We start from the raw sequence: 25,338 nt of genomic DNA, 5'->3' as shown, positions 1-25,338 counted from the left end.
AATCCGAATATGAAATTAAATAAATATATCGATCATACACTTTTGAAACAAGATGCGACAGAAAATCAAATTGATTGTTTGTTGTCTGAAGCTAGAGAGTATGATTTTGCCAGTGTTTGTGTTAATCCGACCTGGGTTGAACATGCTAAAAAAGGGCTTGAAGACACAGATGTCAAGGTCTGCACAGTAGTAGGTTTCCCCTTGGGGGCAACAACTTCAGCTGTGAAAGCATTTGAAACCAAGGAAGCTATCCAAAATGGTGCAGATGAGATTGATATGGTGATCAATGTTGGGGCTCTCAAAACAGGTAATTTGGCCTTAGTTGAATCAGATATTCGCGCCGTCGTGGAAGCAAGTGGAGACAAGTTAGTGAAAGTCATTATTGAAGCTTGCCTTCTGACTGACCAAGAAAAAGTTGTGGCTTGCCAATTGGCCCAAAAAGCGGGAGCTGATTTTGTTAAAACATCTACTGGCTTTTCAACTGGTGGGGCTACGGTAGCAGATGTTACATTAATGCGCGAAACAGTTGGACCTGATATGGGAGTCAAGGCTGCTGGTGGAGCTCGTTCTTATGCAGATGCTCTTGCATTTGTAGAAGCAGGGGCGACTCGTATCGGAACGTCAGCTGGGGTAGCCATTTTAAAAGGAGAATTGGCTGATGGCGACTACTGAGTTGATTGAACTAGCAATTGAAACCAGCAAGAAAGCTTATGTGCCCTATTCTCATTTTCCAATCGGAGCTGTTCTAGTGGCGAAAGATGGTAGCACTTATACAGGTGTCAATATCGAGAATGCTAGTTATTCTTTGACCAACTGTGGAGAACGCACAGCGATTTTTAAAGCAATTTCTGAAGGTCAAAGAGAGTTTTCAGAATTGATTGTCTATGGAGAGACTGAAAAACCAATTTCACCATGTGGCGCTTGTCGCCAAGTGATGGCTGAATTTTTTGAACAAGATCTAAAAGTGACCTTAGTCGCAAAAGATAAATCGACGGTCGAGATGACGGTCGGGGAATTACTTCCATACTCTTTTACAGACTTAAACTAGTCTGAGTCGCTCTCTGAGTGGCACGGTCCTTGTGGCCAACCAATCCATACTTGCAACATCGTTGCACATCTTATTTAGGAGGTTCAGTAATGAACAAGAAACAATGGCTAGGCCTTGGTCTAGTTGCAGTAGCAGCAGTTGGACTTGCTGCATGTGGTAACCGCTCTTCTCGTAACGCAGCTTCATCTTCTGATGTGAAGACAAAAGCAGCAATCGTCACTGATACTGGTGGTGTTGATGATAAATCATTCAACCAATCAGCTTGGGAAGGTTTGCAAGACTGGGGTAAAGAACACAATCTTTCAAAAGATAAAGGTTTCACTTACTTCCAATCAACAAGTGAAGCTGACTACGCTAACAACTTGCAACAAGCGGCTGGAAGTTACAACCTAATCTTCGGTGTTGGTTTTGCCCTTCACAATGCAGTTAAAGATGCAGCAGAAGAGCACACTGATTTGAACTATGTTTTGATTGATGATGTGATTAAAGATAAAAAGAATGTTGCTAGTGTAACATTTGCTGATAATGAGTCAGGTTACCTTGCTGGTGTGGCCGCAGCCAAAACAACTAAAACAAAACAAGTTGGTTTTGTAGGTGGTATGGAGTCAGAAGTTATCTCTCGTTTTGAAGCAGGATTCAAGGCTGGTGTTGCGTCAGTAGACCCATCTATCAAAGTACAAGTTGACTACGCTGGTTCATTTGGTGATGCTGCTAAAGGTAAAACAATTGCAGCCGCACAATACGCAGCTGGTGCAGATATTGTTTACCAAGTAGCTGGTGGTACAGGTGCAGGTGTCTTTGCAGAAGCAAAATCACTCAACGAAAGCCGTCCTGAAAATGAAAAAGTTTGGGTTATCGGTGTTGACCGTGACCAAGAAGCAGAAGGTAAATACACTTCTAAAGATGGCAAAGAATCAAACTTCGTTCTTGTATCTACTTTGAAACAAGTTGGTACAACTGTAAAAGATATTGCTAACAAGGCAGAAAAAGGTGAATTCCCTGGCGGTCAAGTGATCGTTTACTCATTGAAAGATAAAGGGGTTGACTTGGCAGTTACAAACCTTTCAGAAGAAGGTAAAAAAGCTGTCGAAGATGCAAAAGCTAAAATCCTTGATGGAAGCGTAAAAGTTCCTGAAAAATAATGGATGGAAGTCATTTCTTAGGAAGCGGCCCTCGGCCGCTTTTTTAAGAGTTGAGACAAAGTCATTTTGTCTCAGTAAAGCTTGCTACTAGAGAAACTAGCAAGTTTTATTGAAATAAAATAAGACTCTGAAAGGAAGAGCACATGGCACACGAAAATGTCATTGAGATGCGTGATATTACCAAGGTGTTTGGTGAATTTGTTGCCAACGACAAAATCAACCTGCACCTACGAAAAGGTGAAATTCATGCACTTTTAGGAGAAAATGGGGCTGGAAAGTCCACGCTCATGAACATGTTAGCAGGGCTTCTTGAACCAACCAGTGGTGAAATTGTGGTCAACGGTCAAGTTGTCAACCTCGACTCACCATCTAAAGCAGCTAGCTTGGGAATCGGAATGGTTCACCAGCACTTTATGCTGGTAGAAGCCTTCACAGTGGCTGAAAACATCATTTTAGGTAGTGAATTGACTAAAAATGGTGTGCTAGATATCGCTGGAGCTAGCAAAGAAATCAAGGCTCTTTCTGAACGTTATGGCTTAGCTGTTGACCCTTCTGCCAAGGTAGCAGATATCTCAGTTGGAGCCCAACAACGTGTAGAAATTTTAAAAACCCTTTATCGGGGGGCTGATATCCTTATCTTTGACGAACCAACGGCTGTTTTGACTCCATCAGAAATTGATGAGTTGATGGCTATTATGAAAAATCTTGTCAAAGAAGGGAAATCAATTATCTTGATTACCCACAAGTTGGACGAGATTCGCGCAGTTTCTGACCGTGTTACAGTTATCCGTCGTGGGAAATCAATTGAAACTGTAGAAATCGCAGGGGCTACCAATGCTGATTTGGCAGAAATGATGGTGGGACGTTCTGTTTCCTTTAAAACAGAGAAACAAGCTTCTCAACCAAAAGAAGTGGTCTTGTCTATTAAAGACTTGGTGGTCAATGAAAACCGCGGTGTTCCAGCTGTTAAAAATCTATCCTTGGATGTTCGTGCTGGAGAGATTGTTGGGATTGCGGGGATTGATGGAAATGGTCAGTCTGAACTGATTCAAGCCATTACAGGTCTTCGCAAGGTTGAATCTGGTAGCATCGAGCTAAAAGGAAATTCAATTGTAGGCTTGCACCCACGTCAGATTACAGAGTTGAGTGTTGGGCACGTTCCAGAAGACCGTCACCGTGATGGTTTGATTTTGGAAATGATGATTTCTGAAAATATTGCCCTTCAAACCTATTATAAAGAACCACATAGTAAAAATGGAATTTTGAACTATTCAAATATTACTTCTTATGCTAAAAAGCTAATGGAAGAATTTGATGTTCGTGCTGCCAGTGAATTTGTTCCTGCTGCTGCACTCTCAGGAGGAAATCAACAAAAAGCAATTATTGCTCGTGAAATTGATCGAGATCCTGATCTCCTTATCGTCAGCCAGCCAACTCGTGGGTTGGATGTCGGTGCCATTGAATATATCCACAAGCGCTTGATTGAAGAGCGTGATAATGGCAAGGCTGTTCTTGTTGTCAGCTTTGAGTTGGATGAGATTTTAAACGTCTCAGACCGTATTGCCGTTATCCACGATGGAAAGATTCAAGGTATTGTGTCACCAGAAACAACCAATAAACAAGAACTTGGTGTCTTGATGGCTGGTGGAAACTTGGGAAAGGAGAAGAGTGATGTCTAAAAAATTACAACAAATTTCGGTTCCCTTGATTTCTGTATTCCTAGGAATTTTACTTGGAGCCATTGTCATGTGGATCTTTGGTTATGATGCTATTTGGGGCTACGAAGAATTGTTCTATACAGCCTTTGGTAGTCTACGTGGGATTGGAGAAATCTTCCGTGCTATGGGGCCTTTGGTCTTGATTGGTCTTGGCTTTGCTGTTGCCAGTCGTGCAGGTTTCTTTAACGTCGGGCTTCCTGGTCAGGCCTTGGCTGGTTGGATTCTTAGTGGTTGGTTTGCCTTGTCGCATCCAGATATGCCACGTCCCTTGATGATTCTAGCAACCATCGTGATTGCCCTGATTGCTGGTGGGATTGTTGGAGCGATTCCGGGTATTCTTAGAGCCTATCTGGGGACGTCAGAGGTTATCGTAACCATCATGATGAACTACATCGTCTTGTATGTAGGGAATGCCTTTATCCATGCTTTCCCTAAAGACTTCATGCAAAGTACAGATTCGACGATTCGTGTTGGGGCTAATGCAACCTATCAGACACCTTGGTTAGCTGAGTTGACTGGTAATTCGCGGATGAATATTGGTATTTTCTTTGCCATCATTGCCGTTGCAGTTATTTGGTTCATGCTCAAGAAAACAACCCTTGGTTTTGAAATCCGTGCGGTTGGTCTTAATCCACATGCATCAGAGTACGCTGGTATTTCTGCCAAACGAACGATTATCCTCTCAATGATTATTTCAGGTGCCTTGGCTGGTCTTGGTGGTGCTGTTGAAGGACTTGGAACCTTCCAGAACGTCTATGTTCAAGGGGCGTCATTGGCTGTTGGATTTAACGGGATGGCGGTTAGTCTGCTTGCGGCCAACTCACCAATTGGTATTCTCTTTGCAGCCTTCCTATTTGGTGTTCTCCAAGTTGGAGCCCCAGGTATGAATGCGGCGCAGGTACCGTCTGAGCTTGTCAGCATTGTAACAGCGTCTATTATCTTCTTTGTCAGTGTTCATTACCTTATCGAACGCTTTGTCAAACCGAAAAAACAAGTTAAAGGAGGTAAGTAAAGATGTCTATTACAACCTTGCTCACCCTCTTGGTGTCTTCTATGCTGATTTACTCAGCGCCCCTCATCTTTACAAGTATCGGTGGTGTTTTCTCTGAACGTGGTGGTGTGGTAAACGTCGGCCTTGAAGGAATTATGGTTATGGGTGCCTTTTCTGGAGTTGTCTTTAACCTTGAATTTGCAGAACAATTTGGAGCAGCAACTCCATGGTTATCCTTGCTTGTAGCAGGATTGGTTGGAGGTCTCTTCTCCATCATTCACGCAGCAGCGACGGTTCATTTCCGTGCAGACCATGTTGTCAGCGGTACGGTATTGAACTTGATGGCGCCTGCCTTGGCTGTTTTCTTGGTGAAAGTGCTTTATAATAAAGGACAAACCGACAACCTAAGTCAGACTTTTGGACGCTTTGATTTCCCAGTCTTGGCAAATATTCCAGTTATCGGTGATATTTTCTTCAAGTCAACTAGTCTACTTGGTTATCTAGCGATTGCCTTCTCTTTCCTTGCTTGGTTTATCCTCTTCAAGACTCGATTTGGTCTTCGTCTCCGCTCTGTCGGTGAACATCCTCAAGCAGCAGATACTTTGGGAATCAATGTCTACAAGATGAGATATTTTGGAGTTATTATTTCAGGTTTCCTAGGTGGAATTGGCGGAGCGATTTATGCTCAATCAATCTCAGTTAACTTCTCAGTGACAACTATTGTTGGACCTGGATTTATCGCTCTTGCTGCGATGATTTTCGGAAAATGGAATCCAATCGGAGCCATGCTTTCTAGTCTATTCTTTGGGCTTTCACAAAGTTTGGCTGTTATCGGTTCTCAATTGCCATTCCTACAAGGAGTGCCTGCGGTTTATCTTCAAATCGCACCTTATGTCTTGACAATTCTTGTCTTGGCAGCCTTCTTTGGAAAAGCAGTCGCACCAAAAGCAGATGGTATCAACTATATCAAATCAAAATAAGCATACAAAAAAACGTCAGTTCTGTTCAAACTGGCGTTTATTTTTTAGAATTTTGATGGGTTAAGTTTAATCCCCAAGGAACAAGATTTTCAGTCTTATTCTGGATACGTGTGATATTATCCTTATGCCGAATGATAATCAAACTAGCAAGTGCTAGGATAATAGCGATGAAGAGAGGGTCATAGTTACTCAGGATAAAACCAAAAAGTGGAAAGAGTAGAACTCCGATGACAGCCGCGATAGATGCTGTGACACTAGATAGCGAAATCATACTACCAAGATAGAGGGTTCCAAAGAAAACAACCGCAAGGTAGAGGCAGAAGACAGGCGCAAATCCGAAAATCACACCAGCACTGGTTGCGACAGCCTTACCACCCTTAAATCCTGCAAAGATAGGAAAGGTATGGCCAATGACAGCTAAAAGTCCAAAGATAAGAGGCGAAACGCCTTGCAGATGAAAAATAATCGGAAGAAGCGTTGCTAGGGTTCCTTTGAAAAAGTCAATCACAAAGGTCGCCATACCAGCTTTCTTGCCTAAAATGCGGAAGGTATTGGTCGTTCCAGTGTTACCAGAACCATGTTCGCGCAGATTGATTTGAAAAAATACTTGTCCAATCCAGAGACCAGACGGAATCGAACCCAGCAGATAGGCTAGGATTAATAAAACTATTGTAATCATACTCCTATTATATCATGAAATGGAGAAGAAAGGCAGAGAATCTCTTCTGAAATTGTCACAGCGGAGAAAGAAAAATTTTGCAAAATCCTTGGAAAACCTGTAGAATAGTAAAGATGAACGAATAGGAGGTTCCTTGTGTCAAAAAAGGAAATCAATATTAACAATTATAATGATGATGCCATACAGGTGCTAGAAGGGTTGGATGCGGTCCGTAAACGTCCAGGGATGTATATCGGATCGACTGATGGGGCAGGTCTCCATCACCTAGTCTGGGAAATCGTCGATAATGCTGTCGATGAAGCCTTGTCTGGATTTGGTGACCGTATTGATGTGACCATCAATAAAGATGGGAGTTTAACGGTTCAAGACCATGGTCGTGGGATGCCGACGGGTATGCACGCTATGGGAATTCCAACTGTTGAGGTTATCTTTACCATCCTTCATGCCGGAGGAAAATTTGGTCAAGGTGGTTATAAGACATCAGGTGGACTTCACGGGGTGGGTTCTTCCGTTGTTAATGCCCTATCTAGTTGGCTGGAGGTTGAAATCACCCGTGATGGTGCAATCTATAAGCAACGTTTTGAAAACGGTGGCAAACCTGTCACGACCTTGAAGAAAATCGGTACAGCGCCTAAGTCTAAGACAGGTACCAAGGTTACGTTTATGCCTGATGCGACGATCTTTTCTACGATAGACTTCAAGTACAATACTATTTCAGAACGTCTTAATGAATCAGCCTTTCTCTTGAAAAATGTGACCTTGTCTCTGACAGATAAGCGAACAGATGAAGCGATTGAGTTCCACTATGAGAATGGGGTACAAGATTTTGTTTCTTATCTGAACGAAGACAAGGAGACCTTGACACCAGTTCTCTACTTTGAGGGGGAAGATAATGGTTTCCAAGTAGAAGTTGCCCTCCAGTACAATGATGGATTTTCAGATAATATTTTGTCCTTTGTCAATAACGTTCGTACCAAGGACGGTGGAACACATGAGACTGGACTTAAGTCTGCCATTACCAAGGTTATGAACGACTACGCGCGTAAGACAGGTCTTCTCAAGGAAAAAGATAAAAACCTTGAAGGTTCAGACTATCGTGAGGGACTAGCGGCCGTTCTCTCTATTCTAGTCCCTGAAGAACACCTCCAGTTTGAAGGACAGACCAAGGATAAGCTAGGAAGCCCTCTTGCCCGTCCCGTTGTGGATGGAATTGTGGCTGACAAGTTGACCTTCTTCCTTATGGAAAATGGAGAATTGGCTTCTAACCTCATACGCAAGGCTATCAAGGCGCGAGATGCTCGCGAAGCGGCACGTAAGGCGCGTGATGAGAGCCGAAATGGGAAGAAAAATAAGAAAGATAAGGGCTTGTTGTCTGGGAAATTGACCCCAGCCCAGTCCAAGAATCCAGCTAAGAATGAACTCTATCTAGTCGAGGGAGATTCTGCCGGAGGTTCTGCCAAACAAGGCCGTGACCGCAAGTTCCAGGCAATCTTGCCTCTTCGTGGTAAGGTGATTAATACAGCCAAGGCCAAGATGGCGGATATCCTCAAAAACGAGGAAATCAACACTATGATTTATACCATTGGTGCGGGTGTTGGAGCAGACTTTTCCATTGAAGATGCCAACTATGATAAGATCATTATCATGACCGATGCGGATACAGACGGTGCCCATATCCAGACCTTGCTCTTGACATTTTTCTACCGTTACATGCGTCCGTTAGTTGAGGCAGGCCATGTCTATATTGCCCTTCCGCCTCTTTACAAGATGTCCAAAGGCAAAGGCAAGAAAGAAGAAGTGGCCTACGCTTGGACGGACGGAGAACTAGAAGAACTCCGCAAACAGTTTGGTAAAGGTGCTACACTTCAACGTTATAAAGGTCTCGGTGAGATGAATGCGGACCAGCTCTGGGAAACAACTATGAATCCAGAAACCCGTACCCTCATCCGTGTCACGATTGAAGACCTAGCACGCGCAGAACGCCGCGTCAATGTCCTCATGGGAGATAAGGTCGAACCACGCCGTAAGTGGATTGAGGATAATGTCAAGTTTACGCTTGAGGAAGCAACAGTTTTTTAATGAAAGAAAATAATATGTTAGTAAACTGGAAATTAGAGTCGGATGTGAATGACTATGTGAAAAAGCAGTTTGAAAATCTGGGTTTGAAAAAATTGCAGGATTATAATGAAGAATCTGCTATGAGTGCTTATCTCAAAGAGGCGCTTAAGGGAGCGGCTAAGACGCAAACTAAGACTAATTTTGGAAAACCAGATTTTCATATTGAAAAATACAAACAAGTTCCTATCTTGATTGAAAACAAACTCAAATTATCTAAGCTAGTTGCTCAAACAAAGGACGGTATTAAGTTTGATGATAAATCAATCAGTGATTTTGCAGTGAATGGGGCTTTGCATTATGCGAGGGCAGTTATTGATAGTGGTAAATATCATGAAGCCGTCGCAGTTGGTGTTGCAGGTGATAACGAAGAAAATGTGACTATCAAAGTTTATTATGTCTTTGGTTCTGCTCCTAATGCCTATAAAGAGCTATCAAAGGTAACGACTTTTGATTTTTTGGAAAATGAGTCCACCTTTGAGACGTTCTACAAAGATGCTGTTTTGAGCGAAGAAGAAAAACACCAAATTCTGATTGATAGTCAAGCGACCTTGCAAGGCTACGCTAAAAAGCTCAATAAATTGATGCACAACCATAATATCACAGCTCCTCAACGGGTGCTTTATGTGTCTGGTATGCTATTATCTATGCAGGATATCGTAGATTGTAAAGGCAACAAGGTTGATGAGGGCTTAATACCTGATGATTTAAAGGGTGTACAGTCTGAAACCAAGCGTGATGGTAAGAAAGTAGTTGATCAAATCAAGGCTTTCCTAGATGAACGTGAAATCAATGAAGATAAGAAAACTCTCATGTTGGCTTCTTTTGGAGAAATTTCCAAAGATAGCCAGCGTGACGAGTTGATCACCAATGACAAAGAAGTAGCACAACTTCTCCTTCAAAAGGAAACTTCTGTTACCAAGCAAATCTTCACTTTTATCTATGAGAATATTTTCAGGTCTATTGATGGTTTGGGTGGACATATCGATATTATGGGGGAAATGTACTCTGAGTTTCTCAAGTACGCTTTGGGAGATGGAAAAGAAATTGGTATTGTCCTGACCCCTCCTTATGTTACCAAAATGATGGCGCAAATTCTGGGGATAACAAGTGAGAGCAAGGTTATGGATTTGGCGACTGGTTCGGCTGGTTTCCTCATTTCAGCGATGGAGTTGATGATAGATCATGCAAATACCAGTTTTGGGAAGGGGACTTCTCGAGCTAACGTGGAGATTGCGAAGCTCAAGAAAGATAAGCTGCTAGGAATAGAACTTAATGCAGAGATGTATACTTTAGCGACAACCAATATGATTCTTCGTGGAGATGGGTCTAGTCGAATTGAAAAAGGTTCGGCCTTCAATCGTCCTGAGAGTCTGTTTACGGATTTTAAAGCTAATCGTGTCTTGCTGAATCCCCCTTTCTCTTATGAAGAAAATGGTCTTCCTTTTATAGCTTATGGTTTGGATAAGATGGAGCGTGGTGGCCTAGGTGCCATTATCATTCAAGATAGTGCTGGTTCTGGTAAGGCAACAAAGACAGCTAAAGCTATTTTGAAAAAGCATACCCTACTTGCTTCTATCAAAATGCCCGTGGATCTTTTTGTTCCCATGGCAGGGGTCCAGACTTCTATCTACATTTTTAAGGCTCATGAGGCACACGATTACGACCAGACGGTTAAATTTATTGACTTTAGAAATGACGGTTTTAAACGTGCTAAGCGAGGTATTTCAGAGATTGATAATCCTATCCAGCGTTACCAAGATGTGATTAAAATTTATAAGGCTGGAAAGAGAGCGGAAGTGAGTAAAGAACTTTGGGATTTAGATGCTATCTTTATAGAGGACTTTATCACTGACAAAGGAAATGATTGGAATTTCGAACAGCACCAGATCATTGATACAAAACCAACCTTGGACGATTTTAAAAAGACTGTTGCTGACTACTTAGCTTGGGAAGTGGAACAACTCCTGAAAAACAAGGGGGAAGATAGCTCAAAAAAAGCCTAAGCCCTCGCCTTCAAAAATTGGAAGAGGAATTTGAAGCAAGTGGGGGCGAGTGGAGAGAGTATCGGATAGGAGATTTATTTGGTAATATTGTTCAGGGTTCCCGTCTAACGAAAGCAGATCAGATAGATGGCCTTTTACCATTTGTGATGGCAGGAGTGACTAATACGGGTGTCGTTAGACATATTGGGAATAAGATGACTATTTTTCCAAAAAATTCTCTGACTATTGATATTTTTGGAAATGTTTTTTATCGAAATTATGAATTTAGCGCATCAGATGATGTGGGTGTCTACTGGAATGACGAAGAGTATAGTGAACACTCCATGTTATTTTTAGCATCTTCAATTCAAAAATCTTTAGTTGGTAAATTTGATTTTGGAAATAAGCTACGCTCTTCTAAATCTCATGACCTCCTAGTTAAACTTCCAACTCTCAATAACAAATTAGCATTTTCATACATGGAAAGCTACATCAAAGCGCTCGAGTCTGAACGCATCGAGACGCTCGAGTCTTATCTAACTGTAACAAATCTTAGGGATTATCATCTTACAAAAAATGATGAAAAAGTACTTGACAAGTTTGCAAAACTTTCCGATACTAAGAGTAGAGTAGAGTAGAGTAGAGGAGTTGGAGGTATTCCAACTTTCTCAGGTCTTTAACTTATCCAGTAGTAAAAAGAAATTCAATGCAAATATGATTGAGTTTGGAGGAAAGTTTCCTTATGTAGCTCGTGGAGATAGTAACAATGGGATTCGAGGTTATATTACAGAGAGTGAAGAATTTCTCAATCCTGCCAACACAATTAGTTTTGGTCAAGATACGGCAACGATGTTTTATCAAAAAGAACCCTATTTCACAGGAGATAAAATTAAGGTATTGCGCACTAAAGAAGTAGAATTGGATAGGTATAAAGCTCTTTATTTAATTACTTCATTAAGAAAGAGTTTCTCTACATTTAGTTGGGGAAGTAGCTCTTTTAATGAAAAAGTATTAAAAGAGACAGATGTTAAGCTCCCTATCAAAAATAATCAAATCGACTATACATTTATGTCTGACTTTGTTCGAGCAGTGGAGAAATTAGTTATCAAGGATTTAGTCATCTGGGCTGACAAAAAAATTGCTGCGACTAAGGAAGTAGTAGCAAGATAGTTCAGTATATCTGTCCTTTTTAGGGAGTAGCTGTCCTGACTTTTAGGCAGCTTTTCCTTAAAAAGGACAAGTTGAGTTTTGATAACAGCTGTTTATTTACAACTTACAAAAAGTTTACATTGAAAAAAGTAAGAAGGAGTATCTAGTGAATGGTGAATAAGAAACCTAAAGGAGCGGCAAAGATTAGATTGTTCAAAATAAGTCATGCAGAGTATGGGAAAGTACTTGATGTGTTGGATGCGAAAACATCTATTTTGGATGTAAGAAATATGATTTCTAATAGAGAGCCGGATTATGAGTATTTTATTCCAAAAGTGATATTTTCATTGGACAAAGAGGATAAGGAAAATGGTTTCTATTTTAGCGGACTCAACGGAGATTTTGCTTACTTACCAAGGGTTACTACAGACATTGTAGAGTTTAAGTTGCCAGATGAACTGAAAGAACATATTGCTAAAGGATACCCTCTTTTCTATACAAAATGGCGTTAATAAGGGGAAATAATGGTATTGGAAAATAAACTAGGCATTACAAACTCAGCCCAGCTGGCAGATGCAGAAGAAAAACTGACAAAAAAACAAGCCGCCCTTCTTTTTCAGACAGGAGCTTTGTTCAAGATGGAAGTTGGCACCTTTGCAGGGCTGTCCGCTATTCACCATTATCTCTTTTCAGGTATCTATGATTTCGCTGGAAAGATCCGTGATGTCAATATTGCAAAGGATAACTTTCAATTTGACCCCCGTATTTTTTTAGAGCAATCCTTACAGTATATTGACAAACTTCCTCATGACAATTTTGATCAAGTGGTTGATAAGTATGCGGATTTGGCTAGATTGTATGCTTCGTGAAAAGCTGGGTAAGGTGGTAGATTGGAACGCCATTGATAAGGATGAATACTTGAATGCCATGAAGCGTAGTGCAGTATCGACTGGAGAACTCAAGTATTTACTTCTCAATAACTTGACGGATGACCTCAGTCAGACCAGTTTCTTTAAGGGAGTGGATGCTTCATACTACTACGAAGGATACAGTCTTTACCAGACAGGGGAATTATAATATAAAAACTATCCAGTAAGAAGAAGCAGACACCTAGTAATCTATAAAACGAGAAGGTACTGACATGAGAGCTGAAACAGAAATGCTAGATTTGATTTTACAGACTGCCAAAACTTTACAAGTCAAAGCTGTCGCCATGTCTGGTTCACGGACAAACCCAAAGGCCCCAAAAGATGAATTTCAAGACTATGACGTGGTCTATGTCGTGGACGATTTAGATAATCTGACGAGTGACCTTTCTTGGTTAGACCTGTTTGGGAAGCGCCTGATTGAACAGCATGTCCTACTTGACCATCGTCGTCTCTATCTCATGCTCTTTGAAGATGGGAATCGAATTGATCTAACCCTCTGTCCTAAAGAACACATGAAAGAATGGGTAGATAGCGAGTCGAAATTCATAGTTTTAGAAGATGAGAAGGGTTTGTTTGCGCCTTATTCTCCAACTCCCCAGCGTTACTGGACAAGCCCAGCTAGTGAGACAGATTTTGAAAAATCCTGCAATGAATTTTGGTGGGTGTCAGCCTACGTGGTCAAAGGGATTTGTCGTAAGCAAGTCATCTACGCGACTAACCATCTCTACGGCATTTGTCAACAAGAACTTCTGAAAGTCTTATCTTGGCAGGTCGCAAGTGACAGGGGAAAAATCGATATCGGCAAGAACTACAAGTATCTCTTTAACTATTTACCTGCTGAGAAAGAGAAACAATTCTCAAATCTACTTGATTTCTCAAGTTTAGATGAAATCCCCCAGTCTTTATTTGCTACCATGGAACTTTTCCATAGAGAAGCTCAAAGACTTGCTCAAAAGCTGGGCTTTGACTACGATAAAGAAGTGGCTGAGAAGATGATTCAGTATGCTGAGGAGAGAGTAAAGAAGTTTGGGAATAACTAGAAAAATGAAAAAGCGAGAGGAGAAGACTCATGATTGAAAAAGTGGAACGCCTCATTACAGAGATTAATCGTATTCATCGAGAATATTCTAAAGATTATTTTGAAACGGGTAAGGTGGAAAAAATCAATCTCAAGCATACCTTTTCAAAAGTTCCGACTAAAGCAATTCTGGCCTACCGTCTGAATTTACATGAGTCAATTAATGATTATCTGATGAAAGCGGATGTCCAAGATATTGCCTATGTTTATCGTGTCAAAACTTCTGAGTCTATTTTAGATAAAATTACACGTTTTTCAGAGCGTCAAGAGGGCTATCCTGTGAATTCAATTCTTAATGATATTTTTGGTGCTCGTATGATTTTAAGCTCCAAAGAGATAGCTCAAGTTATGGAGAAACTAGATGATTGGCAAGAGCTGTACGGACTAAAAAACTGGTATTTACGTGATAAAGATGGCTATGTCGGTATTCATATCTATTTTAAAAATAAAAGTAATTTTTATTATCCATGGGAACTCCAACTTTGGGATAAGAAAGATGTAGATAGTAATATCGCCAGCCATATCAAGTATAAACGAGGATTTGTGGAGTAGACATTTCAAGTGGAAATGACGATACAGGAATTGGATAAAATTCACTTACTCTATATTTTTTATAGTATTTACTCTACATTTTTTTAAAGGAGTTGAACACGCCCTGAATGCTATGTGAAATTTCTTATTAACTGAAGCAACGCATTTTAAACACATTAAACTACAGAAAGGGTCGTTTGGTTATTTGTAGTAACTGAATACGGGACTAATTTTATTCGGAAAAAAGTCAAATCAAATCGTCTTGACTTCATCGAGCCCTACATCGATTTTCTATTTTTCTACAGACATTTTTGGCAAGCCAAATCGTCCCTTTATATCTTAACTGAACACCTTTTCTGTAAAAACCTACTCTATATTCTTTGAAAGGAGTTGAACACGCCCTAAATGACGCGTGAAAAAGATAAATTCTCTGGTGAGCTTGCTTACTTCAAGAATTTTCTATTTTCACTTGATATTTTACGGGCTCTGTATCCTATATGAGTAACATTCAAAACATGTCCCTGGAGGACATTATGGGAGAGCGCTTTGGTCGCTACTCCAAGTACATTATTCAAGACCGAGCTTTGCCAGATATTCGTGATGGCTTGAAGCCGGTTCAACGTCGTATTCTTTATTCGATGAATAAGGATGGCAATACCTTTGACAAGAGCTATCGTAAGTCGGCTAAGTCTGTCGGTAATATCATGGGGAATTTCCACCCACACGGTGACAGTTCTATCTATTATGCCATGGTCCGTATGTCTCAGGACTGGAAGAACCGTGAGATTCTAGTCGAAATGCACGGTAATAACGGTTCTATGGACGGAGATCCGCCTGCGGCTATGCGTTATACTGAGGCGCGTTTGTCTGAGATTGCGGGTTATCTTCTTCAGGATATCGAGAAAAAGACCGTTCCTTTTGCTTGGAACTTTGACGATACCGAGAAAGAGCCGACAGTCTTGCCAGCAGCCTTTCCAAACCTTTTGGTTAATGGTTCGACTGGTATTTCGGCTGGTTATGCCACAGATATTCCACCTCATAATTTGGCTGAGGTCATTGATGCTGCGGTTTACATGATTGATCATCCAACTGCCAAGGTGGACAAACTCATGGAATTCTTACCTGGACCAGACTTCCCGACTGGAGGGATTATCCAGGGTCGTGATGAAATCAAGAAGGCCTATGAAACTGGGAAAGGGCGCGTGGTTGTTCGTTCCAAGACTGAGATTGAAAAGCTAAAAGGTGGTAAGGAACAAATCGTTGTCACTGAGATTCCTTATGAAATCAACAAGGCCAATCTAGTCAAGAAGATTGATGATGTTCGTGTCAATAATAAGGTAGCAGGTATTGCTGAGGTTCGCGATGAGTCTGACCGTGACGGTCTTCGTATCGCTATTGAACTTAAGAAAGACGCTAATACAGAGCTCGTTCTCAACTATCTCTTTAAATATACTGACCTGCAAATCAACTACAACTTTAACATGGTGGCGATTGACAATTTCACACCTCGTCAGGTCGGTATTGTCCCAATCTTGTCTAGCTATATTGCCCACCGTCGTGAAGTGATTTTGGCGCGTTCTCGATTTGATAAGGAAAAGGCTGAGAAACGTCTCCATATCGTTGAAGGTTTGATTCGTGTGATTTCGATTTTGGACGAAGTCATTGCACTTATTCGTGCTTCTGAGAATAAGGCTGATGCCAAGGAAAACCTTAAAATCAGCTATGATTTTACAGAAGAGCAGGCTGAGGCTATCGTAACCTTGCAACTTTACCGTTTGACTAATACAGACGTAGTTGTTTTGCAGGAAGAAGAAGCAGAACTTCGTGAAACGATTGCCATGCTTGCGGCTATTATCGGTGATGAACGTACCATGTATAATCTCATGAAGAAAGAACTTCGTGAGGTTAAGAAGAAGTTTGCGACTCCGCGTTTGAGTAGCTTAGAAGACACTGCAAAAGCAATTGAGATTGATACAGCTAGTCTGCTCGCCGAGGAAGATACCTATGTCAGCGTGACCAAGGCAGGTTATATCAAGCGTACCAGTACACGTTCTTTTGCAGCTTCAACGCTGGAAGAAATTGGCAAACGTGATGACGACCGTTTGATTTTTGTTCAATCTGCCAAGACAACCCAGCACCTCTTGATGTTCACAAGTCTTGGAAATGTCATCTACAGACCAATCCATGAATTAGCAGATATTCGTTGGAAGGACATCGGAGAGCATCTGAGCCAGACCATCACAAACTTTGAAACTAACGAAGAAATCCTTTATGTTGAAGTAGTAGATCAGTTTGATGATGCGACAACCTACTTTGCTGCAACTCGTCTTGGTCAAATTAAACGCGTAGAACGAAAAGAGTTCACTCCATGGCGGACCTATAAATCTAAATCAGTCAAGTATGCTAAACTCAAAGACGAGACAGACCAGATTGTAGCAGTAGCTCAGATTAAACTGGATGATGTTCTCTTGATTAGTCGAAACGGTTATGCTCTGCGTTTCAATATCGAGGAGGTTCCTGTTGTTGGTGCCAAGGCAGCAGGTGTCAAGGCTATGAATCTGAAAGAAGATGACGTCCTCCAATCTGCCTTTATTTGCAATACCTCATCCTTCTACCTCTTGACCCAACGTGGAAGCTTGAAACGTGTTTCTATTGACGAAATTCCAGCAACCAGCCGTGCCAAACGAGGATTACAAGTCTTGCGTGAGTTGAAAAACAAACCGCACCGTGTCTTCTTGGCAGGAGCAGTTGCAGAGCAAGGATTTGTTGGTGATCTCTTCAGTACGGAAGTGGACGGGGACGATCAAACTTTGCTTATCCAATCTAATAAAGGAACGATCTATGAAAGTCGATTACAAGATTTGAATTTGTCAGAACGAACCAGCAACGGAAGCTTCATTTCTGACACGATTTCAGATGAAGAAGTTTTTGATGCTTATCTTCAGGAACCTTATAAAGAATTTGAATCTAAGAGATGATAAAAAACAATGAAAAGCTTTGCATTGAGAAATTTGTTGAGCTATATATTTAAGAATTGAATTTGACTATATATACAAAAACGAACAGTGCTGATTCCCAACTTATAGGGACTTAAGCCTGGTCGTTTTCTTGTTTTTAGTGCTATAGACCACTCTTTATTTGAATGTAAAAATATTAACATATGTTCAGTTATTCAATCTAGGTTAATAAAAAAATAATATTTTTTTAAGAAAACGATTGCATCTATAATATTTTTATGTTATACTCTTATTGTTTCAAGAAAGCGCGTTCAAGAAATAATTCGTACAAACATATATAGGAGTTTTTTATGTCTCAAAATAAACAAGATAAAGGATTTCGTTATTCTATTCGTAAACGTAGCGTTGGAGTATGTGGTGTTGCCATTGCAACATTTTTGCTAGGTTCTGGCCTTGTATTTCAAACAAATGTAGTAAAAGCAACAGAACCAAGCGTTGCTGAAGTTGCTGGTGAAAATATTGCTGCTCATAAGTCTGCAAGTCAGAGTTCGACTTATTATGATGCAGATGCTTCTAGAGCGGTTGACGGTAATCTAGATAATGTTTACAGACATCACTCAGTTACTCATACAAATTTTGAAGATCATGCTTGGTGGAAAGTTGATCTAGCAAAAGAAGAAGGTGTGGGAACTGTTCGTATTTACAATCGTGGAGACAGTAATGTAGGAGATCGTTTATCTAATTTTGATGTTATTTTGTTGGATAAAGATGGAAATGAGGTAACTCGTCAACACATCGATAGCTTGAACAATCAACCAACAGTTGATGTCCAATTCTCAGGGGTTAATGCACGATATGTAAAAATTGAATTAAATAAATCTAAAACTCCTCTTAGTTTGGCAGAAGTTGAAGTATATCGTTCTGTAAAAGATGAAAAAGTAGTAGAAAGTAAGAAAACAGAAAACAAAGTTAAAACAGAAAATAAAGCAAAAACAGACTTTACTGCAGAACTAAATAACTATTTATTTGGTTTAAATTATGATAAGTTAAATATTTTAACTAGAAAAGGCGAAGCGTTAGAAAATTACACTAATACAAGCACAAAACAACAAGGAAATGAATTTGTAGTTGTGGAAAAAGTGAAGAAGAACCTTTCTAATGGTTCCGCGGATGTTGCCATTAATGGTAACGGAGATATCTTCCTAGGTGCATTGTTTAAAGCAAATCAAGACCTCCTAGAAAATAAACCACAACAAATTAGTTTAGATCGTAGCAAAGGTAGAATAAGTGTTGATTTACCAGGAATGGTAGGCGGAGATAGCTATGTAGATGCTAATCCAACTGCAAGTGGTATGCAGGAAGGTGTGAATACCTTGTTAAATCGTTGGCATGAAAAATATGCTGCGAAAAATCCTGCTCCAGCACGTATGCAGTACGAATCAACTTCTGCTTACAGCATGAATCAATTGAAAGCAAAATTCGGAAGTGATTTTGAAAAAGTCGGTGTTAATTTGAAAATTGACTTTGAGGCTGTAAACAAGGGTGAAAAACAAGTTGAAGTTGTTGATTTTAAACAAATTTACTATACTGCTAACTTTGATGCTCCAAAAAATCCATCCGATGTATTTGCGCCAGGAGTAACGGTTGATCAATTGAAAGCACGTGGAATTGATGATAAAACACCTCCTGTATACGTGTCAAGCGTTTCATACGGACGTCAAATGTATGTCAAATTTGAAACAACAAGCAAGAGTACAGAGTTGAAAGCAGCGATTAATGCTGTTATCAAAGGGGTGCCTATTAAACCAGAATCTGAATGGGCGCGTGTCTTGAAGAATACAACTGTAACCGTTTCAATCGTAGGTGGAAATGCTGATGGAGCTGCACATGTTGTGACAGGTACAGTAGAAGATTTGAAGAAATTGATTCAAGAAGGAGCTACTTTCAGTACACAAAACCCTGCTGTTCCAATTTCTTATAAGACTGCATTCTTGAAAGATAATCAAGTAGCCACAATTCAAAGTAACACAGACTACATTGAAACTAAAGTGACTTCATACAAAAATGGCTATCTCAATTTACAACATAAGGGAGCTTATATTGCTCGTTACTATGTTTACTGGGATGAAGTAACTTATGATAAGGATGGAATTGAAAGTATTCGCTCACGTCAATGGGAAGATAATGGTAAGAACAGAACAGCTGGCTTCCAAACTGAACTTCAATTTAAAGGAAATGTACGTAATATACGCGTGAAGATTCAAGAAAAAACAGGTCTTGTTTGGGAACCATGGCGTACAGTTTACAATCGTACAGACCTTCCTCTTGTTCAAAAACGTACCATTGTTAACTCAGGTACAACACTAAGACCAAAATACGATGAAAAAGTTGAAAATAACTAATTTTTCACTTTTAAAAGGAATCAGTTCTAAGAGCTGGTTCTTTTTATTTCTAATATTCCTCCGTAATCAAAAATCAACAAAGACAGTCAATTATTTCTTATCAATCCATTGATTAGCATTCCAGTTTATACTATCTATTTTTTGACTTTTGTATGTTTCCCTAAAAATGGAGTTTTAGGTCAGCCTTTTGAAGAAAAATTTTTAATGGGGTGAAAATTGGTAAATCTGAGCATAATTTCTTGTAAAAAATTCTAAAATCCTTTAAAATAAAAGAGTTGGAGGAGTTTATGAATGTAAATCAGATTGTACGGATTATTCCTACTTTAAAAGTTAATAATAGAAAATTAAATGAAACATTTTATATAGGAACCCTTGGCATGATGGCCTTATTAGAAGAGTCAGCCTTTCTGTCACTAGGTGATCAAACAGGTTTAGAAAAGCTGGTTTTAGAAGAAGCTCCAAGTATGCGCACTCGTAAGGTAGAGGGAAGAAAAAAACTAGCTAGATTGATTGTCAAGGTGGAAAATCCCTTAGAAATCGAGGCCTTATTAGCTAAAACAGATTCGATTCATCAATTATATAAAGGTCAAAATGGCTATGCTTTTGAGATTTTTTCACCCGAAGATGATTTGGTTTTGATTCATGCGGAAGATGATAGAGAAAGTCTAGTAGAAGTAGAAGAAAAGCCTAGATTTCAAACAGATCTGGAGTCAATTTCTTTAAGTAAATTTGAGATTTCTATGGAATTACACTTCCCAACGGATGTAGATAGTTTTTTGGAACTATCCGAAATTGGGACATCCCTTGATTTTATTCCAGCTCAGGGACAGGATCTGACTGTGGACAATACGGTTACTTGGGACTTGTCTATGCTCAAGTTCTTGGTCAATGAATTAGATATTGCAAGTCTGCGCCAGAAGTTTGAGTCTACAGAATATTTTATTCCTAAGTCTGAAAAATTCTTCCTTGGTAAAGATAGAAATAATGTTGAATTGTGGTTTGAAGAAGTATGAAGTGGACCAAGATTATTAAAAAAATAGAAGAACAAATCGAGGCAGGGATTTATCCCGGAGCCTCTTTTGCGTATTTTAAGGACAATCAATGGACGGAGTTCTATTTAGGACAGAGTGACCCAGAGCATGGCTTGCAGACAGAGGCAGGACTCGTTTATGACCTAGCTAGTGTCAGCAAGGTTGTTGGGGTTGGCACCGTTTTTACCTTCTTGTGGGAAAAAGGCAAATTAGATATTGACAGACCGGTAACAGATTTTTTAGCTGAGAGTGATTATCCAGACATCACTATTCGCCAGCTCTTGACTCACGCAACAGATCTTGATCCTTTTATTCCCAATCGTGATCTTTTAACAGCTTCTGAATTAAAGGAAGATATGTTTCATCTCAAGAGACGAAGTCAGCCAGCCTTTCTTTATTCGGATGTCCATTTTTTACTTTTGGGCTTTATTTTGGAAAGAATCTTTGATAAGGATTTGGATGTGATTTTACAGGAACAAGTTTGGAATCCTTGGAGAATGACGGAAACCCAATTTGGGCCTGTTGAGCTTGCTGTTCCAACCGTCAGAGGTGTCGAGGCAGGTCTGGTACATGATCCCAAGGCTCGCCTCCTGGGCAGACATGCAGGGAGTGCTGGTTTGTTTTCGACTGTAAAGGATTTACAAATCTTTTTAGAACACTATTTAGCAGATGATTTTGCAAGAGACTTGAGTCAAAATTTTTCTCCTTTGGATGACAAGGAACGTTCTTTGGCATGGAATTTGGAAGGAGATTGGCTAGACCATACGGGCTATACAGGTACCTTTATCATGTGGAATCGTCGGAAGCAAGAAGCGGCCATTTTCCTATCGAATCGTACCTATGAAAAGGATGAGAGGGCTCAATGGATTGTAGACCGCAATCAAGTGATGGACTTGATTCGCAAAGAAGAGTAAGGAGAGACATGTCAAATAGTTTAAAAGGGATTCTATTAACAGTTGTGGCTGGTATTGCTTGGGGCTTGTCAGGAACGAGTGGCCAATACCTGATGGCGCACGGAATTTCGGCTCTGGTTTTGACCAACTTACGTCTTTTAATCGCTGGTGGAGTTCTCATGATCTTGGCTTATACCACTGCAAAGGATAAAATGCTGGCCTTTTTAAAGGATAGAAAGAGTTTGCTGTCTCTTCTCATTTTTGCTCTAATCGGCCTCTTCCTCAATCAATTTGCCTATCTAACTGCTATTCAGGAAACCAATGCAGGAACCGCGACGGTGCTTCAGTATGTTTGTCCTGTCGGGATTTTGATTTATAGCTGTATCAAGGATAAGGTGGCGCCGACACTAGGAGAGATTGTTTCTATCATATTAGCCATTGGAGGGACCTTCCTAATCGCCACTCATGGGCAGTTGGACCAGTTATCCATGACACCTACTGGTCTGTTCTGGGGTCTCTTTTCTGCTCTGACCTACGCACTTTATATCATTTTGCCCATAGCCTTGATTAAGAAGTGGGGGAGCAGTTTGGTCATTGGTGTGGGAATGGTCATAGCTGGTTTGGTCGCCCTTCCTTTTACAGGAGTTCTACAGACTGCTATCCCAACTAGTCTTGATTTTCTCCTTGCTTTTGCGGGTATTATTCTTATCGGTACTGTCTTTGCCTATACAGCTTTCCTTAAAGGAGCCAGTCTGATAGGACCGGTCAAGTCAAGCTTGTTGGCTTCAATTGAACCAATATCGGCGGTTTTCTTTGCCTTTCTAATCATGAATGAACAATTTTATCCCATTGATTTTCTTGGTATGGCAATGATATTGTTTGCTGTAACCCTGATTTCTTTGAAAGATTTACTCTTAGAAAAATAAAAAGACTCTTTGTCTGTGACAGAGAGTTTTTGCCTAGTATTTTATACTCAATGAAAATCAAAGAGCAAAATAGGAAACTAGCCGCAGGTTGCTCAAAGCACTGCTTTGAGGTTGTAGATAGAACTGACGAAGTCAGCTCAAAACACCGTTTTGAGGTTGCAGATGAAACTGACGAAGTCAGTAACCATACATACGGCAAGGCGACGTTGACGCGGTTTGAATTTGATTTTCGAAGAGTATTAATTATTTTCAAGATAAAATTCAAAGCGTTCGCCTACATACTGACTTTTTACGTATTCAAATGCTGTTCCATCTTCTAGGTAGGAAACCTGAGTCAAACCAAGAATAGCATGTCCTTTTTCAACTTCCAAATAGTGGGCAATCTTTTCTTTAGCAAGGCGAGCATAAATAGTCTGCTGTGATTTACCGATACGGTAGCCATGTTTTTGTAGAGTCTGGAAGAAATGACTGGTGATTTCTTCTTTTTTAAAATCCTTAATGAATTTCTCAGGAATAGAAGCAACTTCATAAACCAGAGGGACTTGGTCGGCATAGCGGACCCGTTCCATTCGGATAATATTTTCCGTTGGAGAAATGCCTAACTTGGCAACTTCCTGCTCATTGGGAATGGTTTTTCTGTAGGAAATGAGTTGGCTAGAGGGAACTTTACCTTGGGCCTTAACAATTTCAGTAAAACTGGTTGTCCCTCGCATCTTTTCTTGTACTCGAGTACTGGAAACAAAGGTGCCGCTTCCTACACGACGCTCTAAAACGCCTTCTTCGACTAATAGAGATACAGCTTGGCGGAGGGTCATGCGACTGACCGCAAACTGCTCTGCCAAGTCTCGTTCACTAGGAAGCCTCTCCCCAATAGCCCAACGATGTTCGTCAATATCCTTTTTAATTTGATCATGAATTTTCATATAAGCAGGTAGCATATTTTTCACTTCATTTCTATCTTTTCTCTATTGTACCTCAATAAACTAGAAAAAGTCAATCTTCGCCTTGTTTAGTTGGTAATTCGCCCTTATTTGTGATAGAATATTGAAAAAAGATATTTCTTTTGAGAAAGGAAAAAGATGAGCAACATTTCAACTGATTTGCAAGATGTAGAAAAAATCATCGTATTGGACTATGGTAGCCAATACAACCAGCTGATTTCACGCCGTATCCGTGAGATTGGTGTTTTTTCAGAACTAAAAAGCCATAAAATTTCAGCTGCTGAAGTTCGTGAAATCAACCCTGTAGGAATCATCCTTTCAGGTGGTCCAAACTCTGTATACGAAGATGGTTCATTTGATATTGACCCAGAAATCTTCGAGCTCGGAATTCCTATTTTGGGAATTTGTTACGGTATGCAGTTATTGACCTATAAACTTGGAGGAAAAGTTGTTCCTGCAGGTGATGCTGGAAATCGTGAATACGGTCAATCAACCCTAACTCACACACCATCAGCGCTTTTTGAATCAACACCTGATGAACAGACTGTTTTGATGAGCCACGGCGATGCAGTTACCGAGATTCCTGCTGACTTTGTTCGTACAGGTACATCAGCTGACTGTCCATACGCAGCCATCGAAAACCCTGATAAACATATTTACGGTATCCAATTCCACCCAGAAGTTCGTCATTCTGTATACGGAAATGATATCCTTCGTAACTTTGCCCTTAACATCTGTAAGGCTAAAGGCGACTGGTCAATGGATAACTTCATTGATATGCAGATTCAAAAAATTCGTGAAACCGTCGGTGATAAACGTGTCCTTCTTGGCCTTTCAGGTGGGGTTGACTCATCTGTTGTTGGGGTTCTTCTACAAAAAGCGATTGGTGATCAATTGATCTGTATTTTTGTGGACCACGGTCTTCTTCGTAAAGGAGAAGCTGATCAAGTTATGGACATGCTTGGTGGTAAGTTTGGTTTGAATATCGTCAAAGCAGACGCTGCAAAACGCTTCCTTGACAAACTTGCTGGTGTTTCTGACCCTGAACAAAAACGTAAAATCATCGGTAACGAGTTTGTCTATGTATTTGATGATGAAGCAAGCAAGCTTAAAGATGTGAAATTCCTTGCTCAAGGAACTCTTTATACAGACGTTATCGAGTCTGGTACGGATACAGCTCAGACGATCAAGTCACACCACAACGTGGGTGGTCTTCCAGAAGACATGCAGTTTGAATTGATCGAACCACTCAACACTCTTTATAAAGACGAAGTTCGTGCCCTAGGTACAGAGCTTGGTATGCCAGACCACATCGTATGGCGCCAACCATTCCCAGGACCAGGACTTGCGATCCGTGTCATGGGTGAAATCACTGAAGAGAAACTTGAAACCGTTCGTGAATCAGACGCTATTCTTCGTGAAGAAATTGCCAAAGCAGGTCTTGACCGCGATATCTGGCAATACTTCACTGTTAACACAGGCGTTCGTTCAGTTGGGGTTATGGGGGACGGTCGTACGTACGACTACACTATTGCAATCCGTGCTATTACCTCCATCGATGGTATGACTGCTGATTTTGCCAAAATTCCATGGGAAGTGCTTCAAAAAATCTCAGTACGTATCGTAAACGAAGTGGATCATGTTAACCGTATCGTCTATGATATTACAAGTAAACCACCTGCAACCGTTGAGTGGGAATAGAGTTAATGAGTTAAAAAAAGCCTAGAAATCAATCTTTCTAAGGCTTTTTACTTTATTTTAACAACAATTTAACAACAAAACTATAATTTTCACTATAAACTATACTTATCTTTAATCTACTTTTAAATAGGTATATATGGTA

General features: G+C 40.3%; 21 protein-coding genes and 1 pseudogene. 20 read left to right on the top strand and 2 right to left on the bottom strand.

The genetic code is table 11. From position 1 onward, the window contains the following. Nucleotides 1-9 precede the first annotated feature (9 nt). The 6 genes from deoC to ACWPV5_RS04870 all read left to right on the top strand — a co-directional run bounded on the left by deoC (nucleotide 10) and on the right by ACWPV5_RS04870 (nucleotide 5,879). Entirely contained in the window at nucleotides 10-672 is a 663-nt protein-coding gene (deoC, locus tag ACWPV5_RS04895) for a deoxyribose-phosphate aldolase (RefSeq protein ID WP_261063040.1), read from the top strand. Next, the gene (locus ACWPV5_RS04890) at nucleotides 659-1,048 is read left to right on the top strand and encodes a cytidine deaminase (RefSeq protein ID WP_261063038.1); all 390 of its coding nucleotides are present in this window, start codon (nucleotides 659-661) and stop codon (nucleotides 1,046-1,048) included. The genes deoC and ACWPV5_RS04890 overlap by 14 nt, the downstream gene beginning before the upstream one ends. 89 nt (nucleotides 1,049-1,137) lie before the next feature. Continuing rightward, complete coding sequence (locus ACWPV5_RS04885; protein WP_261063035.1) at nucleotides 1,138-2,190, top strand: BMP family lipoprotein; 1,053 nt, start codon at nucleotides 1,138-1,140, stop codon at nucleotides 2,188-2,190. Nucleotides 2,191-2,333: 143 nt separating this feature from the next. After that, nucleotides 2,334-3,869, top strand: a complete 1,536-nt coding sequence (locus ACWPV5_RS04880; protein ID WP_218493531.1) for an ABC transporter ATP-binding protein — start codon at nucleotides 2,334-2,336, stop codon at nucleotides 3,867-3,869. Continuing rightward, on the top strand, nucleotides 3,862-4,920 hold the full coding sequence (locus ACWPV5_RS04875; RefSeq protein ID WP_023942990.1) for an ABC transporter permease: 1,059 nt from the start codon (nucleotides 3,862-3,864) through the stop codon (nucleotides 4,918-4,920). Before ACWPV5_RS04880 ends, ACWPV5_RS04875 begins: the two co-directional genes overlap by 8 nt. A 2-nt stretch (nucleotides 4,921-4,922) precedes the next feature. After that, nucleotides 4,923-5,879 (top strand): ABC transporter permease, encoded by a 957-nt coding sequence (locus tag ACWPV5_RS04870; protein WP_055387421.1) that lies wholly within the window; start codon nucleotides 4,923-4,925, stop codon nucleotides 5,877-5,879. Nucleotides 5,880-5,916: 37 nt separating this feature from the next. Here the strand turns inward: ACWPV5_RS04870 and plsY are convergent, their stop codons facing one another. Beyond that, nucleotides 5,917-6,558 (bottom strand): glycerol-3-phosphate 1-O-acyltransferase PlsY, encoded by a 642-nt coding sequence (plsY, locus tag ACWPV5_RS04865; RefSeq protein ID WP_049513679.1) that lies wholly within the window; start codon nucleotides 6,556-6,558, stop codon nucleotides 5,917-5,919. Nucleotides 6,559-6,693: 135 nt separating this feature from the next. Between plsY and parE the strand changes: the two genes are divergently transcribed. From parE to ACWPV5_RS04800, 13 genes and pseudogenes are all read left to right on the top strand, one after another. After that, nucleotides 6,694-8,637 (top strand): DNA topoisomerase IV subunit B, encoded by a 1,944-nt coding sequence (parE, locus tag ACWPV5_RS04860; RefSeq protein WP_261070706.1) that lies wholly within the window; start codon nucleotides 6,694-6,696, stop codon nucleotides 8,635-8,637. 14 nt (nucleotides 8,638-8,651) lie between these two features. Then, nucleotides 8,652-10,679 (top strand): HsdM family class I SAM-dependent methyltransferase, encoded by a 2,028-nt coding sequence (locus ACWPV5_RS04855; protein ID WP_261070719.1) that lies wholly within the window; start codon nucleotides 8,652-8,654, stop codon nucleotides 10,677-10,679. A gap of 17 nt (nucleotides 10,680-10,696) precedes the next feature. Then, nucleotides 10,697-11,296, top strand: a complete 600-nt coding sequence (locus ACWPV5_RS04850; protein ID WP_138707231.1) for a restriction endonuclease subunit S — start codon at nucleotides 10,697-10,699, stop codon at nucleotides 11,294-11,296. 10 nt (nucleotides 11,297-11,306) lie between these two features. Further along, nucleotides 11,307-11,828: a restriction endonuclease subunit S gene (locus ACWPV5_RS04845; RefSeq protein ID WP_454382609.1), complete on the top strand. Its 522-nt coding sequence runs from the start codon at nucleotides 11,307-11,309 to the stop codon at nucleotides 11,826-11,828. Nucleotides 11,829-11,977: 149 nt separating this feature from the next. Further along, a complete protein-coding gene (locus ACWPV5_RS04840) occupies nucleotides 11,978-12,319 on the top strand; it encodes a hypothetical protein (RefSeq protein WP_454382607.1) in 342 nt (113 codons plus the stop codon). A gap of 12 nt (nucleotides 12,320-12,331) precedes the next feature. Further along, nucleotides 12,332-12,884: pseudogene (locus ACWPV5_RS04835) on the top strand (Fic/DOC family protein). A gap of 64 nt (nucleotides 12,885-12,948) precedes the next feature. Then, nucleotides 12,949-13,776 carry an aminoglycoside 6-adenylyltransferase gene (locus ACWPV5_RS04830; RefSeq protein ID WP_261070703.1) on the top strand — a complete coding sequence of 276 codons (828 nt, stop codon included), beginning with the start codon at nucleotides 12,949-12,951 and terminating at the stop codon, nucleotides 13,774-13,776. A 29-nt stretch (nucleotides 13,777-13,805) separates the two neighbouring features. Continuing rightward, nucleotides 13,806-14,366: a nucleotidyltransferase family protein gene (locus ACWPV5_RS04825; protein WP_050222938.1), complete on the top strand. Its 561-nt coding sequence runs from the start codon at nucleotides 13,806-13,808 to the stop codon at nucleotides 14,364-14,366. A gap of 476 nt (nucleotides 14,367-14,842) precedes the next feature. Further along, nucleotides 14,843-17,323 carry a DNA topoisomerase IV subunit A gene (gene parC, locus ACWPV5_RS04820; protein WP_454382605.1) on the top strand — a complete coding sequence of 827 codons (2,481 nt, stop codon included), beginning with the start codon at nucleotides 14,843-14,845 and terminating at the stop codon, nucleotides 17,321-17,323. Nucleotides 17,324-17,652: 329 nt separating this feature from the next. Continuing rightward, the gene (locus ACWPV5_RS04815; protein ID WP_285299056.1) at nucleotides 17,653-19,704 is read left to right on the top strand and encodes a thiol-activated cytolysin family protein; all 2,052 of its coding nucleotides are present in this window, start codon (nucleotides 17,653-17,655) and stop codon (nucleotides 19,702-19,704) included. A 287-nt stretch (nucleotides 19,705-19,991) separates the two neighbouring features. Continuing rightward, a complete protein-coding gene (locus ACWPV5_RS04810; protein WP_060806316.1) occupies nucleotides 19,992-20,717 on the top strand; it encodes a CppA N-terminal domain-containing protein in 726 nt (241 codons plus the stop codon). Continuing rightward, complete coding sequence (locus tag ACWPV5_RS04805) at nucleotides 20,714-21,649, top strand: serine hydrolase domain-containing protein (protein WP_454382602.1); 936 nt, start codon at nucleotides 20,714-20,716, stop codon at nucleotides 21,647-21,649. The genes ACWPV5_RS04810 and ACWPV5_RS04805 overlap by 4 nt, the downstream gene beginning before the upstream one ends. Nucleotides 21,650-21,657: 8 nt before the next feature. Continuing rightward, entirely contained in the window at nucleotides 21,658-22,554 is an 897-nt protein-coding gene (locus tag ACWPV5_RS04800; protein ID WP_454382600.1) for a DMT family transporter, read from the top strand. 239 nt (nucleotides 22,555-22,793) lie between these two features. Here ACWPV5_RS04800 and ACWPV5_RS04795 read toward each other — a convergent pair whose 3' ends face one another. Beyond that, complete coding sequence (locus tag ACWPV5_RS04795; RefSeq protein ID WP_049502211.1) at nucleotides 22,794-23,492, bottom strand: GntR family transcriptional regulator; 699 nt, start codon at nucleotides 23,490-23,492, stop codon at nucleotides 22,794-22,796. A gap of 141 nt (nucleotides 23,493-23,633) precedes the next feature. On the opposite strand from ACWPV5_RS04795, the gene guaA reads away from it, so the two are divergent. After that, a complete protein-coding gene (gene guaA, locus ACWPV5_RS04790; protein ID WP_454382598.1) occupies nucleotides 23,634-25,196 on the top strand; it encodes a glutamine-hydrolyzing GMP synthase in 1,563 nt (520 codons plus the stop codon). Nucleotides 25,197-25,338: the final 142 nt, after the last annotated feature.

The organism is Streptococcus sp. Marseille-Q7156 (genome assembly GCF_965119495.1).
Note: the sequence above shows the minus strand (reverse complement) of the source record. Positions and strands in the feature narration are given on the sequence as shown.